We start from the raw sequence: 18,881 nt of genomic DNA on the forward strand, positions 1-18,881 counted from the left end.
ACAGCTGCTTACTGGCCAAAGAAAATGACCCGGCTGAGGAAAACATAGTCTGCCTCGGTGGCCATCAGCCCGATGAGCACCAGTAAACACAAGGGTGGCACCAGTATGGCGTAGACCATGGCCAGGCGCTCCCATGCCATATGCATGAAGATGGAGACAATCAATCCTGCCTTCAACAACATGAACGTGATAATCAGGGACCAGCGAAGGTAACCATGGAAGTGGAAATAGTCGACCAGGTACGACAGCGTGCTGAGGACGAACAGCAGCCCCCAGATCTTAAGGTACAAACTGATCGGATGTTGCTGACCCTGAGCATGTGCCATCACCCGTGCTCCTCTACCATAAATAGAAGAATGCAAAAATAAATACCCACACCAGATCCACGAAGTGCCAGTAAAGCCCGGCTATCTCGACGTTCTGATAATTTCCGGAGCGCTCATAATCTCCGCGCCATACTTTCAGCGCCACAATGCTGAGATAGAGAGCGCCGATCGATACATGCAGTCCGTGAAAACCGGTAATCATGAAAAAGCTGGCGCCAAATTGCGCCGCTCCCATGGGGTTGCCCCAGGGGCGCACCCCTTCTGCGATGAGTTTGCTCCATTCAAATGCCTGCATGCCGACGAAAGTCACCCCCAGGGCAGCGGTCGCCAGCATCAGGGCCGTGGTTTTCGCGCGGTTACGGCGATAGGCGAAATTGACGGCCATGGCCATGGTACCGCTGCTGCTGATCAGCACAAAGGTCATGATGGCAATCAGGATGAGCGGAATTTCCTTGCCACCGATCGTCAACGCGAACACCTCACTGGGGTTCGGCCAGGCGCTGGTGATGGTCATGCGTACCGACATGTAGCCGGTCAGGAAACAGGTGAATATAAACGTGTCGCTGAGCAGGAATATCCACATCATCGCCTTGCCCCAGGGCACCTGCTTGAAGGCCTCCTTATCCGAGGCCCAGTCGCTGGCGATGCCCTGCCATCCCGGTGCAGGGGGCGAGCCTGGCGGATTGGATAAACTGGTCTCGGCTTGGGCTTGGGCTTGTGAGTGCAATGCCATGGCTGTTCACCTCAGGCCGCAGAATCTGGCGATGGCTTCATAGGTTTGCGGCGTGCTGGCCAGCAGCGCGAATAGCACGAACCAAAGGCCCAGCAAGTAATGCCAATAAATGGCACAGAGCTCTACGCTGGCGCCAAGTTGCGCCAGTGGCACATGACGCAAGAATCTGGCGACGATCCAGCACCAGGCGATCAGCCCGCCCAGCAGGTGGAGCCCATGCAGGCCCGTCAACAGGTAGAAGAAACTGTTGGCTGGATTGCTGGCGACAAAGTAGCCCCAGGCGACAAATTGCTGCCAGACCCAGAATTGCCCCGCCAGAAAGGCAATGGCAAAGACACCCCCCAACGCAAAACCAATGACCGTTGCGCCCAGCCGAGCCTTGCGGGCGGCCATGCGCGAGCACTGCAGTGCGATGCAACTGATTACCAGAAAAGCCGAATTCAGCCAGAGCGGCCGGAGATTGCCTAACGGCGCCAAAGGCTCTGTCAGGGGTAGCCAGTCGACCATTTGAGAACGGGCGACAAAGGCGATCAGGAAAAGGAAGAATAACGAACTCACCACCACCAGAAACAAGCGCAGGCCTACCCTTGCGGTTTGCCGTCTAACGGCATCCTCGGCGGCCTGATTACCCTCAGGGTCGCGGCTCCAACTGCCGCCGGGATCAGCGCCGCCGGCGTTTCTCAATAGCAGCCTGTTCATGTCTTGATGTCCGCCCTGGTTCCGGCACTGAACTGCCGCATGTGCTCCAACTCCTCGGCGGAGACCGTTTGCGGCACGAAATCCTGCTCTATCCCCGGCACGCTGTAGTCATAGGCCCAGCGATGCACGACCGGCAATTTTTCTCCCCAGTTACCGTGTTTCGGCGGGGTGTCCGGCGTTTGCCATTCCAGGCTGGCCGAACCCCAGGGATTACTGCCTGCCGGCTTGCCCTTGAATGCACTCCAGGCCATGTTGAACAGGAACAGCAACTGGGAAACGCCGACAGTCAACGCGACCACCGTAATGAAGGCATTCAAGTCTTGCGCGGACTGCGGGATGAACGCGTAGTTTTCATAGGCGTAGTAGCGACGTGGCATGCCCTGGAATCCCAGGTAGTGCATGGGGAAAAAGATGGCGTAGGTACCCAGAAAAGTAATCCAGAAATGCAGCTTGCCCAGGGTGTCGTTCCACATGCGCCCGGTGACTTTCGGGAACCAGTGATAAATGCCGCCGAACACCACCAGTACCGGTGCAACGCCCATGACCATATGAAAATGGGCCACGACGAAATAGGTGTCCGAGAGCGGGATGTCCACGATCACATTGCCGAGAAACAACCCGGTCAGGCCGCCGACCAGGAAGGTGACGATAAAGGCCAGGGCAAACAGCATCGGCACGGTCAAATGGATGTCGCCGCGCCACAGGGTCAGTACCCAGTTATAGACTTTCAGCGCGGTCGGCACCGCGATGATCAAGGTGGTGACGGCGAAGAAAAAACCAAAGTACGGGTTCATTCCGCTGACGTACATGTGGTGTGCCCAGACCACAAAGCTGAGTACGCCAATCGCAATAATGGCCCACACCATCATTCGGTAGCCGAAGATATTTTTACGCGCATGGGTACTGATCAAGTCGGAGACCAGGCCAAACGCCGGGAGAGCAACGATGTAGACCTCCGGGTGGCCGAAGAACCAGAACAGGTGCTGGAACAATATCGGGCTGCCACCCTGGTGATCGAGCTGCTGCCCCAGCGAGATCATCGCCGGCATGAAGAAGCTGGTGCCCAACAGCTTGTCAAACAGCATCATGACCGCACTGACAAATAACGCCGGGAAGGCCAGCAAGGCCATGATCGAGGCCATGAAGATGCCCCATACCGAGAGCGGCATGCGAAACAGGGTCATGCCGTGCGTGCGCGCCTGCAACACCGTGGTGACGTAGTTCAAGCCGCCCATGGTGGCCGCGACAATGAAAATCGCCAGTGAGACGAGCATCAGGACAATGCCCCACTCGACCCCCGGTGTCCCCTGGGTAATGGACTGAGGCGGATAAAGCGTCCAGCCGGAACCTGTGGGGCCGCCGGGGACAAAAAAACTGCTGAGCAACACAACTACCGCCACCAGGTAAAACCAGTAGCTGAGCATGTTGACGTAGGGGAAGACCATGTCGCGGGCGCCCACCATCAGCGGGATCAGATAGTTGCCGAAGCCCCCCAGAAACAAGGCCGTGAGCAAGTAAATGACCATGATCATGCCGTGCATGGTCATCGCCTGATAGTAAGTACTGGCGTCCATGAACGCCAAACTGCCGGGGAAGCCTATCTGCATGCGCATCAAGCCGGACAACACCAGAGCGATAAGACCCACGAAGATGGCCGTCAACGAATATTGAATGGCTATGACCTTGTGGTCCTGACTCCAGATGTATTTGGTCAGGAAACTTTTGGGCTCGTGCAGTGCTTCTGTTTCGGCTTGCTCCGCATAGGCCATCACGTCATCCTCCTGCCGAAGTTTCAGTGTATTGCTGGCTGCTTTACGGCGACTTCCCTGGCTGCGCGTTGTTCGCATCAGCGTCAGCATTCGCTTTGGATTTGATGAAAGCGATCAGTGCATTGAGCTCCTCGTCACTCGCAGCCAAGGTTGGCATGACGGCGGCATAGCCCTTGACGATTTTGGCATTGGGATGAAGAACCGAATCCTTGAGATAGTCCTCATCGACCTTTACGCTCGTATCGTCGGCAAGGGTTTCCGTCTTGCCATACAGGCCCTGCCAGCCGGGGCCGACGCCCTTGTTGCCATCGACACTATGGCAGGCCAGACAGCCGAGCGACCCGGCCAGCCGCTGCCCCTGCGCCACCAGGTCTTCACCCGGGCTCGACGCTTCGCCGGTCGAAGGTTCACCGTCTTGCCCCGCAGCACCCAGTGATTTGATCAGGGCGATGACGGCACCCAGTTCATCGTCCTTGAGAGTATAGGCCACCATGACCGGCGGGTAGCCCTGTACCAGTCGGGCCTTCGGATCGAGAATCGACTCTTTCAGGTAGGCCTCGTCGACCTGCACACTGGTGCCATCGGCAAGCTGTTCCGTGCGGCCGTACAGCCCCTTCCATCCCGGGCCGAGACTGGCACCGCCATCCTGGCTATGGCAGGCCTTGCAGCCGAGTTGCTCGACCAACTGCCGGCCTTTTTCCAGCACGCTGTCTCGACCGGGTTTGGCAGTTGCCGTCAATGTCTGCGCAAACGTCGGTTGGCCTTTGAGCCATTGATCGAAGACGCCCTGCTCTTCCACGATCATATGGCCGCGCATGTTGTAATGACCTACGCCACAGAATTCAGCGCAAAGGACTTCGTACTTTCCGGTTTTAGTTGGCGTAAACCAAAAGTACGACACCATTCCCGGCACCATATCCATCTTGCTGCGAATTTGCGGTACATAGAAATCGTGCAGGACATCTTTAGCCCGCAACAAGACTTTCACCGGCCGATCGAGCGGAAGGCGAACTTCATTATTCATGACCAGCACATCGTCCTGCCCCGCAGGATCCTTGGGATCAACGCCGAGGGGATTGGCGGAGTCGACAAACTTGATATCCGACTTACCCAACTTCCCGTCCTGGCCGGGAAAACGAAAGGCCCACTGCCACTGCTGGGCGACCACTTCAAGGTCGTAAGCCTCTTTCGGCACCCGGATGAAATCGTTGTAGACAACCAGGCCTGGGGCCAACATCCCGGCGATACCTACTGAAGTGATGATAATCAACCACAGTTCCAGCTTTTTATTTTCTGGCTGGTAGGCCGCCCTGGCACCCTCCTTGTGCCGATACCGCATCACCGCGACCGCCATGAATACCGTGATGGCAATGAAAAATATGCCGCTGATGATCAGCGTGATGAACAGGGTGGTGTCTATGGACCCCCAGTTGGAAGCTGCCGGTGTCGCATGCCAAGGCGCAAGTATGTGGAATAGCACTGATGCAATAACGATTAGTATCAGGACAATTGCTATTACCATTTCCTCTTCATCCTATTCCTGTTGTTCATTGGGTATGCAAAAGCATCGCCGCTGACTTCCAAGCAGGGCAGGCAAATGCCACCCGTCCGGGCGGCAAAGTCAGTAAGAAGTATAGAGCCCATCGGATGTACCGTGAGGTTGGCAGGCGAGGCCCGGCGACCGGCTATACTGAATTTCTGATGACGAACAGCAGAGATTGGCCAGAAGCGGCGCCAAAAATCGAACCCTGCCATTGAGTAGTCATCAAACATGAGTGATGGCATTGAGCAGGGACGATAGCTACAGAGTCCAGCAATCCAAATGGGAGGTTTCGTCATGAGTGCGCTGACGATCGAAGGCTGGTGCAAAACCGGCAACGCCCAAAAGTCCACCCCGATGGGGGAAGTCCATTTCTACGTCGACGGACCTCTCCACCTCCGTCTTGAGGAGGCCGAAGAGCGCTTGCAGAAGACCCACGAGCGTGAAGCCATGGTCGATGTCGATATGGACTCGATGGAGTTGATCATGCCCGAGGGATATGCCCCCTTGTCCGACTGCCAGATGCGTGTCTATCTGCAACACGAACGCGGACAGTTCCATCTGGTTGGACACCGAGCGAGTGACGGCAGCCTGATCTACACCAACGCAGTGTTGATTGATCAACTGCTTGAGTAGCGGTTACGTGATTCCCGGTATCGGAGTTTCTCCGCGGGATAATGTGCGGTACCGAAAACTCACGGGTCTTTTAAACACAATTCAGTGTGTTGCTTCGACCGGTTGAAACCCCAGACAGAAGCGGCCCTTCCCGTCCCGTTAAATCCACCTCGCCGCAGGGGCAAGTAGCCCCTGGCAAAAGCGATCGGTGAAACAGGGCCGCGATTCTCTCCATAAATGGGGTACTACACCCACCCGACCAGGTGTTTGCCACCAAAATTGAGGGATATTCCCCCCTTCCCCGTTCTCTCGCTTGAAGACCTCGCAATCAGCCTGTTAATTCATTTGAGTTTTTTCTTCGCCCTATTGAAATGGCTCATTAGTTGCACCACCCCTGATACCCGCAACAGCTGTCGTCCCGGACATCACGGAGGCGGCGGGGCTCGCCGGATCAGGCATGACGCGAGGGGTGAAAAAATGAATCGAGCGACACCACCATGCAGTTCCATCGCCTTGTTGCCCAGGTCCAGCCTGTGGTGCGTATTCCACGCAAACGTGAGGACGGGTGATGGCTTCCACTAATAGATCAATCGCTCGAATCACCAAGCGACCAATGGCCCTTTATAAGCAGCTCGCTGAGTTAGGCCTGATGTTTATTGCGTTGGTGATGACGCTGGCGTTGTCCGTTGTACTGGCGATGGAGTTCACCCTTGGAGTGTTTTGACAAGTTATTGCTCCTACGACGAGCGCCCGTTTTACCAGGCACCCATGTAAATGAAGCGACTATGGGAGGTGTGTCATGTGGAATCAGCCTCTGATGATGGTGGCGATCTACTTTGCCATCACCCTCTGCTTCGGCTGGTTGTGGTCCGCAGCTACCTTGTATTGGTTTTGACCCAATGGAAAAAATGAGTCACCACCTGATTTTATAAACACACATGGCCGGCAGCCATGCGTCGGCCAGGTGGAAACCGAAGGTCAAGCGGTCAAATGGCCCATGGGGGCGCAGGGGAAAACTTTGACTCGATCCATTGTTTGAACGCGACAACCACCGCGCCCGGAAACCTGGCCGATGGCCTGACCAGATAGACCCCACCGGCGGTATCCAATTGCCAGTCCGGAAGGACCTGCAACAGCCTCCCGGCAGCAATATCGCGCCTCATCAACCAGTCACCTGCCCCCAATATTCCGGCATCGGCGCGGGCCGCTGCCAGTAATGACTCGCTGTCATTGGCCGTCAGGTTTCCTTTGGGAGAAACCGTCTGCAGCTCATTGCCGCGATGGAGTCTCCACTGGGGAAAAGACGCCAGGCCGCTGAAGCGAAGGCAGTTGTGCCGGATCAGGTCCTGTGGCGTTTCGGGCATGCCGTGTTGCCTGATGTAAGCAGGCGAGGCACAGAGTATCCGGCGATGGTCACTCAGTTTCCTGGCGATCAACCGGCTGTCTTCCAACTCTCCGATTCGGATCGCCGCATCAAAACCTTCATCGATGATGTCGACCAGACGCTCGCTGTAGTCTGCGAGGATCGAGACATGCGGATGAGCCTCGAGAAACTCCGGCAGCATCGGGCCAAGCCAACGCCTGCCCATGGCTGCCGGCAATGCAAGGCGCAAAGTACCGCGGATTTCGCTGGCGCCCTCGGACGCCTGCTGCTGCGCTTCATTCATCAATTCGATGGCCGAGCGAAGGCGCTGCTCCAGCCTGGCACCTGTTTCAGTAATTCGAACCTGGCGGGTGGAGCGCTCCACGAGCCGAACGCCAAGGCGCTTTTCCATTGCGGCGAGGCGTTTCGAGACGACGGTTGGGTGTCGCTGCAATAGCCGGCCAGCCCCGACAAATGAGCCTTGCGAGGCCACGGCCAGAAACGCAGCGATTTCATCACTGTGCTGATTGTTCAGAACATCAAGATTCATGGTTTTAGAATGATCGCCCCCGATGAACGCCCCGACTCCAGGTCGGCATGCGCCAATGCTGCGTCCGCCAGAGAGTAGCTTGCCCGGACCGAAGGTTTGATAATACCCGCACCGATGGCCGCCAACACATCCTGCGCTCGTTCCTGGTACTCGGAGGCACTCGCGGTATGGGCTGCCAACGAAGGACGTGTGAGGAACAGCGAGCCTTTGGCATTGAGTGTCGACAACTCCACGGCTGACGGCGCACCTGATGAAGCGCCAAACGACACCATCAGCCCCCGTGGTCGCAAGCTATCCAGGGATGCCTGGAAAGAAACACGCCCTATCGGGTCATAGACGACGTCGACCATTTTACCGTCGGTGATTCGAGCGACCTGGGAGGCCAGGCTGGCAGCATCGAACACCAGGACTTCATTGCACCCCGACGCCAGGGCTTTCTCGACACTGGCCTGCTTTGAAACCACGCCAATCACGGTGGCACCCAAGTGCTTGGCCCACGGCACCATGATTTCCCCCAGCCCTCCCGCCACACCGTAGAGCACAATGGTGGTGCCGGGCCCTACGGGATAGGTGGCTTTCAACAGGTACTGCGCAGTGATGCCCTTGAACATGACGGCTGCGGCATCTTCAAATGACAGCGAATCCGGAATTTTGACCAGCCGCTCCGCCGGATAAAGCCGGGCCGAAGCGTAGGAGCCGATCGGACCGGTGGCATAAGCCACGCGATCCCCTGTTCGTACGTTGCTGACACCCGCACCCACAGCGGCAACACGCCCCGCGCCTTCCAGCCCAAGCCCGGACGGCAAGGGAATGGGCACCGCTCCCTTGCGCTGGGTAACGTCGAGAAAGTTGACACCCACAGCCTCTTGCTCAAGCCATACCTCGCCCTGGCCTGGTGATTGTTCGCTCAGTGCCTCCAGGTTCAGTACTTCAGGGTTGCCGAACTGGTTAAACCGGATCGCAGATACCATGGTCATTTCTCCATCAGTCAGAAGCCGTAATCAAATGAGTGGTCTCAGTGTGAGAACTGATCTGCTGATGAACAAGACTGGGAAATTGCAGGACATTAATGCACTGATTGCAGCAATGTAATCGCCGATAGCGGACTATGCTCTGGGGACATCAACGTCAGTCGGGCTGGGTCTGGCTCTGCGACATGTCGGCGCAGCAGATCCAGTTCACAACGGTAATCAATTCTCCGGTCGGTTCGACAACGCTTCATTCATGCCATGAAGGGAAACATGACTTGGCGTTTCTATTTTTCAGTTGACTGAGCACGACTAAATCGTGGAGTGAACCCACCATGTCCCTGGACCGTAAACTGTTTGTTGGCGTCGCACTGACATACCTGCTACTCAGCGGTTGCACCTCCCAAGTCACTGAACGCGAGCAATATTCGGGCTTCCTGTCCAACTACAACAACCTGCAAGAAGTGACCACCGCCACGGGTGAGAAGGCAATGCGCTGGGTGAGCCCGTCGTGGAACCCGAATGCGTATGACACCATCGCGTTCAGAACGCTGGAGTTTTATCCCTCGCCCAAACCCAACGAACAGGTCAATCAACAAACGCTGGCCGACTTGCAGGACTTCATGTCCAGGAAGGCCAAAATCGTACTGGGCCAGAAATACCAGAGGGTGTCTAACGCCGCCGCCGCACCAGCCAGGTCACGCCCCCTGATTCTTCGTGCGGCAATCACTGGCGTCAGCGCCTCGAACGAAGGCATGAAGTGGTATGAAGTGATGCCGATTGCGGCCGTTGTCGGAGCGACACAGGCAGCTACCGGTCACCGGGATCAAGACACTAACCTATTCATTGAAGCCGAGTTCATTGACGCAAGAACCAATCAAACAATGGCCAAAGTGGTGCGTAAGGTATTCGGCAACCCGTTAGAGAACGAAAGTCAGAAAATCACCACCAAGGACTTTAAAGACGCTATCGAAAAACTGAATACCGATCTCTGGACGTTCATCCACAGCTGACCGCTAATAAACTTTCAGCTTCTTTCTCCCCTTGCGCCCTGCCAGCCGATGCGCGCCCCTGTATATGTTGAGGCGGCGATCCGACTTGCCCGCGAACACGACGACACACTGGCTGCTTTGGGCCGGCAGTTGACGTTGATGACAGGCAACAATCGGCCAACAGCGGCCCCTGACCACCGTGGGGAGTATAATTTCACCACGGTGGACTTATTCCCCCTTGGAATTTAACTAAGTTACTCGTAACTGATGATTCCGAGTTGCTTTGCCATAAACAGTTCGTTCCGCTCAACGATCTCCTCGATCACTTTCCCCTCTTTGTTAAACCGAAAATACGTCAGAGCGGTCCAAGTCAAGCTCTTGCCTTCTACGTTAAAGCCGTGCCATGTATTCGAGCCAGTAGCACAGTGCGTCAACGCGACTACAACAACGTCATCCGTGACAACTTCCTTGCTGAACGTAGTTTCAATTGTTTTATATCGTTCGAGAACATTTTCGCTCAAGGCTCGCTTAAAGTTTTCCAAACCACCTATCGGAGCATCGCAGTCCGGTCGATGCACAACCACATTGACATCGAAATACTCGGAAACCCGCTCAACATCCTTACCATCCACGCAGTATTTAAAGTAGTTCTTCACCGAATCTAGATTTTTGACACCCATACGACACTTACTCCTCTCAGATTGATAACAAGCAATACATCCCAAAGCTTTATAAAAGGCCGCCCCGCTCAAAAGGAGCCGTATACCAGAAGCGTTACATCAATTCGAATAAGACCTTTTGCACACTTCACGAGTGATTAACTGGAACGACCCAGCGCGCCAGGTACATTCTAGGAGGGGTTATGGTATTCGTAAATCTAGAATATATTAGACCTGATATCGAATATTGGAATACCACATGAGTCTGGAACGGTTGGAAAAATGGGCAACAGTCAGGCATTTCCGCCTGGCGATTGCGTTGTTTGAATATGGCAGTGTTTTGCACGCCGCACGCTCGCTGAACCTCTCACAGCCTACAGCGAGCAAGCTACTACAGGATCTGGAAGAGGCTGTAGGGGCTCAGCTCTACACCCGAAATCGTAGGGGGGTTACGCCTACGGAGCTTGGTCGGGACTTTGTACAGCGCAGCCGGATGATCCTTGCCCAACTGGATCATGTATCCCAAGCAATCGACGCGCTTGGAAAAGGGCATGCCGGGCGTGTTGCTATAGGAAGCGTGTTAACAGGGTCAAGTTATCTTGTGCCAGCAGCCATCGCACGACTCTGGGCAAGCCGACCAAGCATCCGCATCAAAATCATCGATGGTGTAAGCGGAGAACTAATACCTCGGCTCATCTCGGGCGAATTGGACTTCTTGATTGGGAGACTTTCCGATGTCAGCTCAAGCGTCGTTGTCGCTCAGGAGGCACTTATTAGCGAAAACGCCGTCATCGTTGCGCGCCGTGACCACCCTCTTGCCCAGCAAACAGAGGTTAAACTGGAAGAGCTCGCGCGCGAAGCATGGATACTGCCCCCAATAGAAACTACTTTACGGAAGCAGTTCGATAATATCTTTCATCGAAATGACATCAATCCACCACATGCAACGATAGAAACCGCATCATTCTTTAATATACTTTGGTTATTAAAACAGACCGATTTTCTTGGGATATTACCACAATCAGTTATTTCTGACCCAGCACACAGTAAGGAACTAATCCGCCTCCCGGCTTTTGAACCTCTAATTCTGGAACAAATTGGTGTTTCCCGACTAGCAGACGCTACATTGTCACCTGCCGCTTCCGCTTTATTGGACTCACTAAGAGAGATTATGCACAACACCCAAAAAATGGGCGGATACCTTCCGTGAGAGAAGGAGTTCTAATCGTTGCAATAGCCCATCGAATTGACGGGCAGCCTTGAGAACAGGCAGCAATCGGCCAGAAGCGGACGTATTGACACTTGTTACTCTCATTGGAAGTTGTCAACCGACCACGACGCTGGGAAGCTACAGTGACGTTTACCATAAGGACATGCTGAAAATGAACGCGCGAAAAATTTTAATCACAGGTGCTGCGGGCCGAATCGGCAGCGCTTTTTGGAAAGCGTATTACGATAAATCGGATTTGCGTTTAGCCGACATAGATGTATCAACACTTCCGCAATCGGCACAACGTTTCGCTCTCGACATCAGCGTTCAAGCCAGTTGCCTTGAAGCTTGCGAAGGCATACATACAGTGATTCATCTAGCTGCTGACCCTCGCCCAGACGCCGATTTCATGACCTCCCTGCTCCCTGTGAATATTGTGGGCACCTACAACATGCTATTCGCCGCAAAGGCTCAAGGCTGCGAGCGCTTTATATTTGCGAGCAGCGCTCAGGCTATCGAAGGTTATCCAGAGGATGTTCAGATACATGAATGTATGGCACCTAAGCCAGGCAATCTATACGGGGTCAGCAAAGCGTTCGGGGAAGCTCTGGCTTCGATGTATGCAAACGATGGTCAAATGACAACAATCGCAGTCCGTATTGCAAACGTAGCTATATTTCACCAAGGGGAAAACCACAGTCACAGGGATGTAGCTGCTTTTATTAGTGTCAGGGATGTTGTTGCACTACTTAAAAATTGCGTCGAGGCCGAGCTGAGCGGATTTCATGTTATCCACGGGGTCTCAGATAACAGATATAAGCGACTTTCTATCGAGAAGACCAGAAAAGTTGTGGGATACGCCCCCCTTGATGATGGATTTGAGATTCTGGAAGGACACGCTCAACCTGACTGAACTACTTCATTATCAGCTGTCTCTTCGACTGTCCGTTTCGGGTCGAAAGTGACCACTCTGCGACAGGGAGTCTCCCGGGCCATCAAGCTACAAAATCAAGTGCGATTCAGATAGCCCTGGCGGGATTGGAAATTCTTTTTTGCACCTGCGTCCTGGACAGGTTTTGCTCGATGATGGTCAAGATGACCGCGCAGCAGATGAGCTAATGCGCGCATACATGGGAGCTGGCCCAGAGATTTTCGCTGCGGAAGACGCCCGCTACCTGACTTTTCGCAAAATACGTGCTGATCTTGACGTACCATAACTATTGGCCCACCTGTTTTACGTCCAGGGTCCCTAGACACCCTGACGTGAGCGCCATGGGACGAATGCGGCCATCCGGCAAACGGTCATTCAACGTAGACAAAACCAGGGGCGATTCAGAAGATGTCCCGACCAACCTCGCTCACCCCGCAGCCCTGCCATACTGTTCAACATGACCAGTGCAACTTTCCGCTTCTTTGATGAGCTCAACGATTTCCTGCCGGCCGAACGGCGGCGGCAACCCTTCACCTGCCAGTGCGCGCAAGGGGCGACGGTCAAGCACATGATCGAGGCGCTCGGGGTGCCGCACACCGAGGTCGAACTGGTGCTGCTCAACGGCGAGTCGGTGGGCCTGGAGCGGGTGATCCTCGACAGTGACCGGCTGGCGGTGTATCCCAAGTTCGAAGCGCTGGACATCAGCCCCCTGCTGAAAATTCGTGCGCAACCTTTAAGGGTGCTGCGTTTCGTCGCGGATGCGCACCTTGGCGGGCTGGCCAGCCTGCTGCGCATGAGCGGCTTCGACACCCTCTACGACAATGGCTTCGAGGATGGCGAGATCGCCGAGATCGCTGCGCAGCAAGGACGCATCGTGCTGACCCGCGACCGCGAACTGCTCAAGCGGCGAATCATCAGCCACGGCTGTTATGTGCATGCCCTGAAACCCTCGCTGCAGTTGCGCGAATTGTACGAGCGCCTCGACCTGGCGCGTAGTGCGCGGCCATTCAGCCTGTGCCTTCATTGCAACCTGCCGCTGCACGAGATCAGCCTGGAACTGGCCCGGACGCAGGTGCCGCCACGCATCGGCGCCCTCTATTCGCACTTCCTGCGCTGCGACGCCTGCCAGCGGGTTTACTGGGAGGGTTCGCACTGGCGCGGTATGTGTGCATTGCTGGCACCGCTGCTGAACCGATAGCCGCCAGCCCTTGGCGGAAAAAAAATAACAAAATTGCCATGTGCTCCCTTCGTACCTTCTTGCGTCGCACTGTTCATTGCCCGTTCCCGTACGTCTGGAGTTTTCCCAATGCCCTCGCCTCATTCCTTGCCCGCTGCGCTGCTGGGCCTGGCCCTTGTTTGTCCGGCCATGACCGAGGCGCAGGGCCTGGAGCTGGGACAAGTGCTGATTGGCGCCGAGGACCAGAGCGATGAAGACCAGGGAATCGAGGACGCCAGGGCCCGGCTGGCCCAGGTGCCCGGAGGCACTAACGTGGTCGACATGCGCCGTCCGTTGCAGGGCCGCGTGGCCAGCAACCAGGATGTGCTGGCTTACCAGCCGGGGATCTATGCCCAGTCGGCGGGTAACGAAGGGGTGAAGATCTCGATCCGCGGGTCGGGCATCAACCGTGCCCCGGGCGCCCACGCCTCGGGGCTGTACACCCTGCTCGACGGTCTGCCGCTGACCGGTCCCGGCGGCACGCCCTATGAATTGCTGGAACCGCTGTGGCTCGACCATGTGGAAGTGCTGCGCGGCGCCAACGGGTTCGACCGGGGCGCCCTGGCCCTGGGCGGGGCCATCGATTATGTCAGCCATACCGGCTACGACGCGCCGAAGTTGCAGGTACGCTACGCAACGGGCAGTCACGGCTATCAGCAGCGTCAGGTCAGCTCCGGACAGGTGCTGGGTGACTTCGATTACTACGTGGCCATGACCGACGCCAACGCCGACGGCTACCAGGACCACACGGCCAGCGAGAGCCAGGGGGTCATCGCCAACTTCGGTTACCGCTTCAACCCCAACCTGCAAACGCGCTTCTACCTGCGCCACCGCCAGACCGACAACGACCTCGCGGGACGGGTGACCAAGCACTCCATCGAACACGACCCACGGGCGGCCAACCCGGCCTACGTGGCGCGGGATGACCGCCGCGACGAGCCGGGCAGCACCTTTATCGGCAACAAGACCACTTGGTACATCGATGACGATTCGAGTATCCAGACCGGCCTTGTCTACCACGACTACCCCATGGACTTGCGCGAGGGCCCCAACCGCCTGAAGGTGGCATACACCGATGTCAGCGGCACGTTCGACTACAAGCGTCGCGACACGCTCTGGGGGCTGGAAAGCCAAAGCACCCTGGACCTGCGAATGACCAAACACCTGCCCAACGCCGGTGCCAGCGAGTTCGTGCGCATCCCCACCGGCAATACCGCCGGTTATGCACCAGGCACACTGATTCGCAACTTCACCTACCAGGGCTCGGACACGGTCCTGCATGCCGGCAATGACCTGGAGATCGCCGACGACCTGTGGCTGACCACCGGCCTCGCCGCGATCTACACCCGCCGTGAAAGCGATGTCACCTACCCGCCGGAAGGTGGCAAGACCAGCCTGCACGACTGGGACTACGCCCCACGCGTGGGCCTGCGCTACCAACTGACACCGGACCTGCAACTGTTCGGCAATCTCAGCCGCTCGGTCGAGGCACCGCACCCGTGGTCGCTGATCTATAGCTCGAACATCCGATTCCCCGCAGGCAGCGGCGTCGCCACGGGCGCCCAGCGCCAACCGGTCACGCTGCAAAACCAGACCGCCACCACCCTGGAAATCGGCGGTCGCGGGGACAGCACGCTGGGGCAATGGAGCCTGGCCTGGTACTACGCCCAGGTGCGCCACGAACTTCTTTCGGTGCTGCCGGACGCCAACGCCACCACGCCCTACGAACTCAACGCCAGCCCCACCGTGCACCAGGGTGTGGAAGCCAGCCTGCTGAGCCCCCTCTGGTCGCCCGACGATGGCGGCCAGTTGAGCCTGCGCCAGAGCTATACCTTCAGTGACTTCCATTACCGCGACGATGAACGCTTCGGCGACAACCGCCTGCCGGGCCTGCCGATGCACTATTACCAGGGCGAACTGCGCTACGACTGGCCACAAGGCTTTTTCGCCACGGTCAACACGCAATGGGTGTCCAAAGTGGCGGTCGACTACGCCAACAGCTACTACGCCGATCCCTACGCCCTATTCGGCGCGACGCTGGGCTACAACGCACCCAAGGGTGACTGGCAGACCTGGCTGGACCTGCGCAACCTGACCGACAAGCACTATGCCGCCACGGTCACGCCGGGCTACGACGACAAAGGGCTGGACGCGGCACGCTCCACCCCGGGGGAAGGCATGGCGATGTACCTCGGGGTGTCGTGGAGCCTGCTCTGAGGCCGCTTGCCTGTCTTCGCAAACGTACGCAACCGCACGCGACGACTAAGCTTTTGTAACGCCACTTCGTCTCTCAAGGAGCTATCCATGAGCGCCGCCGCCCTGTCCGAACTCGATGCCGCCCTGCCCGGCCTGACCCGCAAGATCCGCGTGCTGGATGCCCTGTCCTGGCCGGACGGCGTCGAGGAAGACTTCCTGACGAAATGGCGCGGCGGGCGGGCCGAGCTACCCAAGGTCGAGTTGCAGCCCCGCGACCACAGCGCCGACATCGCCGCCCTGGAAACCTTTATCAGCCATTGCGATGTGGGGCATCCGGCCGGGAATTTCCTGGCCATGACTGCCCGTAGCTATGCCACGGCCGGACACATGCTGGGGGCCATTGGCACTCCTGCCTTTACCCAATATTCGTCAGCGCTGTACCGGCGCCCGGATTTCTATTACACGCGCTTGCAACTGAGCATGCTCGATGCGGCCCGGTTCTTCCTCAAGACCACCGACGCCCTGCTGGGCGGTGCGCGGATTCCACCCTGCCCGGCCGAGATCCCGGCCAAGGCGTTCGCCGCCTGGATTCAACCGGAGCTTGACCGCTTCTTCGGCGCCGGACAGATCACGGTCGTGCTCGATCCGAACCTGGCCGCCAAGGCCATCGCCGGATCGAGCCGCATCCGCCTGCGGGCCAGCGCGCTGTTCTCGGAACTGGACAAGCATCAGCTGTTGCAACACGAAGCCTTCGTGCATGTCGCCACGGCACAGAACGGCGCGCGCCAGCCCAACCTCACAAGCCTGGGCCTGGGAGCGCCCCGCACCACCCAGACCCAGGAAGGCATTGCCACCCTGGCCGAACTGTTCACCGGCAGCATGGACATCAACCGCCTGCGTCGCCTGGCCCTGCGCGTGCTCGCCGTCCAGCAGGCACTGGAGGGTGCCGACTTCATCCAGGTGTTCGAAGGTTTTCTGGCGGCCGGGCAGACAGAAGAGGAATCCTTCCGCTCGACCCAAAGGGTATTGCGCGGCACCGACCTGCGGGGTGGTTCGGCGTTCACCAAGGATGCCGCTTACCTGACCGGCTTGCTCGGTGTCCACACCCTGTTGCGTATCGCAATTCGCGATAACCGGCCGGAACTGGTGGGGCATCTGTTTGCCGGGCGCCTCAGCCTGGGTGACACCGTTCGCCTGGCGCCCCTGTTCGATTCCGGCTGGCTCAAGGGGCCGGTCTATCTTCCTGCCTGGGCCACCGACCTACGCCTGCTGGCCGCCAACCTGGCCTTCTCGGCGTTCATCGCCCAGATCAAGCTGGATGTGCTGGACCTGGATGTGTTCATGGCATTCGCCGAAGAACACGAAAGCGATGCCAGCGCCCAGTGATCGACGCGCAATTTTACAGGCAGCCTTGACTCTCCAAATCAACTGCTACCATTAGGAAGCGGTGTCGAGGCCAGGCTCTGTGGCTTGCAAAGTCGGCTTCACCTGCCAGGGATTGGTCCACCCACTTCAAGCCTGCCTGACCCCATGGGGGGTGCAATGCACAATCCATTACTTTACGCGTTGTCGGCTGTACTGTTCTTGAGCGGATCGTCCTGCCTGGCACTGGATACGAATGGGACCGCCGCCACACCGACAGCCGCCGCTGCCCCCGCTCCGGCAAGCGCGACCACGGCAGCGCCCGCCGCCCCGGTGGCCAAGGATCCGGTGTTTACCCAGGAACAGCTGGATCAGATGCTGGCGCCCATTGCGCTTTACCCGGACCCACTGTTTGCACAGGTGCTGATGGCCTCCACCTACCCCGGGGAAGTCGGCGAGGCGGTCAGTTGGTCCAAGGCGCACCCCGACGCCAAGGGTGACGATGCGGTCAGACAGGTGGCAAACCAGCCCTGGGATCCGAGCGTGCAGGCGCTGGTCGCCTTCCCGCAGGTTCTGGTAATGCTGGGGCAGGACCCCGTCTGGGTCCAGCGCCTGGGTGATGCCTTCCTGGCGCAGCCCGACGATCTCATGGAAAGCGCCCAACGCTTGCGTCGCCAGGCACAGGCCGCCGGCAATCTGCAGAGCAACCAGTATCAGAACGTGACGATCCAGAATGTCGCGCCGTCGGCACCGGCGACCACGAACGCGGCACCGGCCCCTGAAGCGGCCCCGGCCAGCAACTCCACCATCATCATTCAGCCTGCCGATCCGCAGGTGGTGTACGTCCCCACCTATAACCCGACAACCACCTACGGCACCTGGGCCTACCCGGCATCGCCGCCCGCGTACTATCCACCGCCACCGGCCTATTACCCCGGTCAGGCGCTGATGGCCGGACTCGCGTTTGGCGCCGGTGTGGCGATCGTTGGATCCTTGTGGGGTGAATGTGACTGGGGCAATAACGACGTCGACATCGACGTCAATCGCTACAACAACATCAATGCCAACAACCGGATCAACAACAACAAATGGCAGCACAACCCGGTGCATCGCAATGGCGTGCCCTATCGGGACAATGCGAGCCGCGCACAGTACGGTCGCCAACTCAATGGTGCCAATCAGCGGGAAGCCTATCGCGGAGACAATGCCCAACGCGCCCAGGCCCGTGAAAATGCCCGCACCTCAATGGACAAGCACGGTATCGAACGACCTGCCACCAGCAACCGCGAAGCCCGTGATCAAACGCGCAAACTCCAGTCCGCAACTGCGGGCGGCGATCGACGGCAGGCCGGTGCAGACAGGCCCAAGGCAGCGGACAGAAGCCAGGGCACGACCAGAAACACCCGGGAGAACCAGCAGCCCAGGAGAGAGACCCAGCAGGCCAGGAACCAGAGTTCCCAGTTGAATCAGCGCCGGGAAGGCTCCGCGCAGACGCGGCAAGCGACGAACAAACGGCCCGCCGCCAGTGCCGGCAGTGCCCGCAACAATGCGTTCGCCGGCGCACGGTCACCGTCCCAGGCCAACGTCCAGGCCAATCGAGGCCGGGCCAGCCAGGCATCCGCCCAACGCCCCAGTGCCTCGCGATCAGCCGGTCACCAGGTCAGCCGGCCGTCCAATCCACCAGCGCGTCAAAGGGGGGGCCGCCGTTGAAAAACCATCCTCGATTGAAGGGACTCACGGGCTTGCTCCCTC

17 protein-coding genes are annotated in these 18,881 nt (G+C 57.9%); 9 read left to right on the forward strand and 8 right to left on the reverse strand.

Going from position 1 to position 18,881, the window contains the following annotated elements:
- Positions 1-8: 8 nt before the first annotated feature.
- Genes ASD95_RS05005 through ASD95_RS05025 form a run of 5 tightly spaced genes read right to left on the reverse strand, consistent with a single transcriptional unit; the run spans position 9 to position 5,049 of the window.
- On the reverse strand, positions 9-326 hold the full coding sequence (locus ASD95_RS05005) for a cytochrome C oxidase subunit IV family protein (protein ID WP_008053359.1): 318 nt from the start codon (positions 324-326) through the stop codon (positions 9-11).
- Positions 327-339: 13 nt separating this feature from the next.
- Positions 340-1,059: a heme-copper oxidase subunit III family protein gene (locus ASD95_RS05010; protein WP_056722917.1), complete on the reverse strand. Its 720-nt coding sequence runs from the start codon at positions 1,057-1,059 to the stop codon at positions 340-342.
- Positions 1,060-1,065: 6 nt separating this feature from the next.
- Entirely contained in the window at positions 1,066-1,758 is a 693-nt protein-coding gene (locus ASD95_RS05015) for a cytochrome c oxidase subunit 3 (protein WP_056722919.1), read from the reverse strand.
- Positions 1,755-3,527: a cytochrome c oxidase subunit I gene (gene ctaD, locus ASD95_RS05020; RefSeq protein ID WP_056722925.1), complete on the reverse strand. Its 1,773-nt coding sequence runs from the start codon at positions 3,525-3,527 to the stop codon at positions 1,755-1,757. The genes ASD95_RS05015 and ctaD overlap by 4 nt, the downstream gene beginning before the upstream one ends.
- 43 nt (positions 3,528-3,570) lie before the next feature.
- Positions 3,571-5,049: a c-type cytochrome gene (locus ASD95_RS05025; protein WP_056722927.1), complete on the reverse strand. Its 1,479-nt coding sequence runs from the start codon at positions 5,047-5,049 to the stop codon at positions 3,571-3,573.
- 315 nt (positions 5,050-5,364) lie between these two features.
- On the opposite strand from ASD95_RS05025, the gene ASD95_RS05030 reads away from it, so the two are divergent.
- On the forward strand, positions 5,365-5,703 hold the full coding sequence (locus ASD95_RS05030; RefSeq protein WP_056723139.1) for a hypothetical protein: 339 nt from the start codon (positions 5,365-5,367) through the stop codon (positions 5,701-5,703).
- A gap of 547 nt (positions 5,704-6,250) precedes the next feature.
- Positions 6,251-6,406, forward strand: coding sequence for a hypothetical protein (locus tag ASD95_RS29405; RefSeq protein ID WP_177336460.1), 156 nt, complete (start codon positions 6,251-6,253; stop codon positions 6,404-6,406).
- A gap of 262 nt (positions 6,407-6,668) precedes the next feature.
- On the opposite strand, the gene ASD95_RS05035 is transcribed toward ASD95_RS29405, so the two are convergent.
- Together ASD95_RS05035 and ASD95_RS05040 are read right to left on the reverse strand one after the other, a co-directional pair.
- Complete coding sequence (locus ASD95_RS05035; protein WP_056722929.1) at positions 6,669-7,595, reverse strand: LysR family transcriptional regulator; 927 nt, start codon at positions 7,593-7,595, stop codon at positions 6,669-6,671.
- The gene (locus ASD95_RS05040) at positions 7,592-8,566 is read right to left on the reverse strand and encodes a quinone oxidoreductase family protein (protein ID WP_056722931.1); all 975 of its coding nucleotides are present in this window, start codon (positions 8,564-8,566) and stop codon (positions 7,592-7,594) included. Before ASD95_RS05040 ends, ASD95_RS05035 begins: the two co-directional genes overlap by 4 nt.
- Positions 8,567-8,898: 332 nt before the next feature.
- Between ASD95_RS05040 and ASD95_RS05045 the strand changes: the two genes are divergently transcribed.
- The gene (locus tag ASD95_RS05045; protein ID WP_056722933.1) at positions 8,899-9,576 is read left to right on the forward strand and encodes a DUF3313 domain-containing protein; all 678 of its coding nucleotides are present in this window, start codon (positions 8,899-8,901) and stop codon (positions 9,574-9,576) included.
- A 233-nt stretch (positions 9,577-9,809) separates the two neighbouring features.
- Here the strand turns inward: ASD95_RS05045 and ASD95_RS05050 are convergent, their stop codons facing one another.
- Positions 9,810-10,235 carry an ester cyclase gene (locus ASD95_RS05050; protein ID WP_056722935.1) on the reverse strand — a complete coding sequence of 142 codons (426 nt, stop codon included), beginning with the start codon at positions 10,233-10,235 and terminating at the stop codon, positions 9,810-9,812.
- A gap of 238 nt (positions 10,236-10,473) precedes the next feature.
- Between ASD95_RS05050 and ASD95_RS05055 the strand changes: the two genes are divergently transcribed.
- From ASD95_RS05055 to ASD95_RS05080, 6 genes are all read left to right on the forward strand, one after another.
- The gene (locus tag ASD95_RS05055) at positions 10,474-11,424 is read left to right on the forward strand and encodes a LysR family transcriptional regulator (protein ID WP_056722936.1); all 951 of its coding nucleotides are present in this window, start codon (positions 10,474-10,476) and stop codon (positions 11,422-11,424) included.
- A gap of 172 nt (positions 11,425-11,596) precedes the next feature.
- Complete coding sequence (locus ASD95_RS05060; RefSeq protein WP_056722938.1) at positions 11,597-12,337, forward strand: NAD-dependent epimerase/dehydratase family protein; 741 nt, start codon at positions 11,597-11,599, stop codon at positions 12,335-12,337.
- A gap of 475 nt (positions 12,338-12,812) precedes the next feature.
- Entirely contained in the window at positions 12,813-13,553 is a 741-nt protein-coding gene (locus ASD95_RS05065; RefSeq protein ID WP_056722940.1) for a Mut7-C RNAse domain-containing protein, read from the forward strand.
- 108 nt (positions 13,554-13,661) lie between these two features.
- Positions 13,662-15,788, forward strand: coding sequence for a TonB-dependent receptor family protein (locus ASD95_RS05070; protein ID WP_056722946.1), 2,127 nt, complete (start codon positions 13,662-13,664; stop codon positions 15,786-15,788).
- 87 nt (positions 15,789-15,875) lie between these two features.
- A complete protein-coding gene (locus tag ASD95_RS05075) occupies positions 15,876-17,153 on the forward strand; it encodes a tyrosine/phenylalanine carboxypeptidase domain-containing protein (protein ID WP_056722948.1) in 1,278 nt (425 codons plus the stop codon).
- A gap of 156 nt (positions 17,154-17,309) precedes the next feature.
- Positions 17,310-18,839 carry a DUF3300 domain-containing protein gene (locus tag ASD95_RS05080; protein ID WP_056722949.1) on the forward strand — a complete coding sequence of 510 codons (1,530 nt, stop codon included), beginning with the start codon at positions 17,310-17,312 and terminating at the stop codon, positions 18,837-18,839.
- Positions 18,840-18,881: the final 42 nt, after the last annotated feature.

The organism is Pseudomonas sp. Root71, from assembly GCF_001429045.1.
Lineage (GTDB): Bacteria > Pseudomonadota > Gammaproteobacteria > Pseudomonadales > Pseudomonadaceae > Aquipseudomonas > Aquipseudomonas monachiensis.

Bases quoted from the DNA above. Each gene is read 5' to 3' on its own strand.
- ASD95_RS05045 (WP_056722933.1), top strand. From the start codon at position 8,899: ATGTCCCTGGACCGTAAACTGTTTGTTGGCGTCGCACTGACATACCTG.
- ASD95_RS29405 (WP_177336460.1), top strand. From the start codon at position 6,251: ATGGCTTCCACTAATAGATCAATCGCTCGAATCACCAAGCGACCAATG.
- ASD95_RS05075 (WP_056722948.1), top strand. From the start codon at position 15,876: ATGAGCGCCGCCGCCCTGTCCGAACTCGATGCCGCCCTGCCCGGCCTG.
- ASD95_RS05050 (WP_056722935.1), bottom strand. From the start codon at position 10,235: ATGGGTGTCAAAAATCTAGATTCGGTGAAGAACTACTTTAAATACTGC.
- ASD95_RS05070 (WP_056722946.1), top strand. From the start codon at position 13,662: ATGCCCTCGCCTCATTCCTTGCCCGCTGCGCTGCTGGGCCTGGCCCTT.
- ASD95_RS05035 (WP_056722929.1), bottom strand. From the start codon at position 7,595: ATGAATCTTGATGTTCTGAACAATCAGCACAGTGATGAAATCGCTGCG.
- ASD95_RS05025 (WP_056722927.1), bottom strand. From the start codon at position 5,049: ATGGTAATAGCAATTGTCCTGATACTAATCGTTATTGCATCAGTGCTA.
- ASD95_RS05015 (WP_056722919.1), bottom strand. From the start codon at position 1,758: ATGAACAGGCTGCTATTGAGAAACGCCGGCGGCGCTGATCCCGGCGGC.
- ASD95_RS05030 (WP_056723139.1), top strand. From the start codon at position 5,365: ATGAGTGCGCTGACGATCGAAGGCTGGTGCAAAACCGGCAACGCCCAA.
- ASD95_RS05065 (WP_056722940.1), top strand. From the start codon at position 12,813: ATGACCAGTGCAACTTTCCGCTTCTTTGATGAGCTCAACGATTTCCTG.
- ASD95_RS05005 (WP_008053359.1), bottom strand. From the start codon at position 326: ATGGCACATGCTCAGGGTCAGCAACATCCGATCAGTTTGTACCTTAAG.
- ASD95_RS05060 (WP_056722938.1), top strand. From the start codon at position 11,597: ATGAACGCGCGAAAAATTTTAATCACAGGTGCTGCGGGCCGAATCGGC.
- ASD95_RS05040 (WP_056722931.1), bottom strand. From the start codon at position 8,566: ATGGTATCTGCGATCCGGTTTAACCAGTTCGGCAACCCTGAAGTACTG.
- ctaD (WP_056722925.1), bottom strand. From the start codon at position 3,527: ATGGCCTATGCGGAGCAAGCCGAAACAGAAGCACTGCACGAGCCCAAA.
- ASD95_RS05055 (WP_056722936.1), top strand. From the start codon at position 10,474: ATGAGTCTGGAACGGTTGGAAAAATGGGCAACAGTCAGGCATTTCCGC.
- ASD95_RS05080 (WP_056722949.1), top strand. From the start codon at position 17,310: ATGCACAATCCATTACTTTACGCGTTGTCGGCTGTACTGTTCTTGAGC.
- ASD95_RS05010 (WP_056722917.1), bottom strand. From the start codon at position 1,059: ATGGCATTGCACTCACAAGCCCAAGCCCAAGCCGAGACCAGTTTATCC.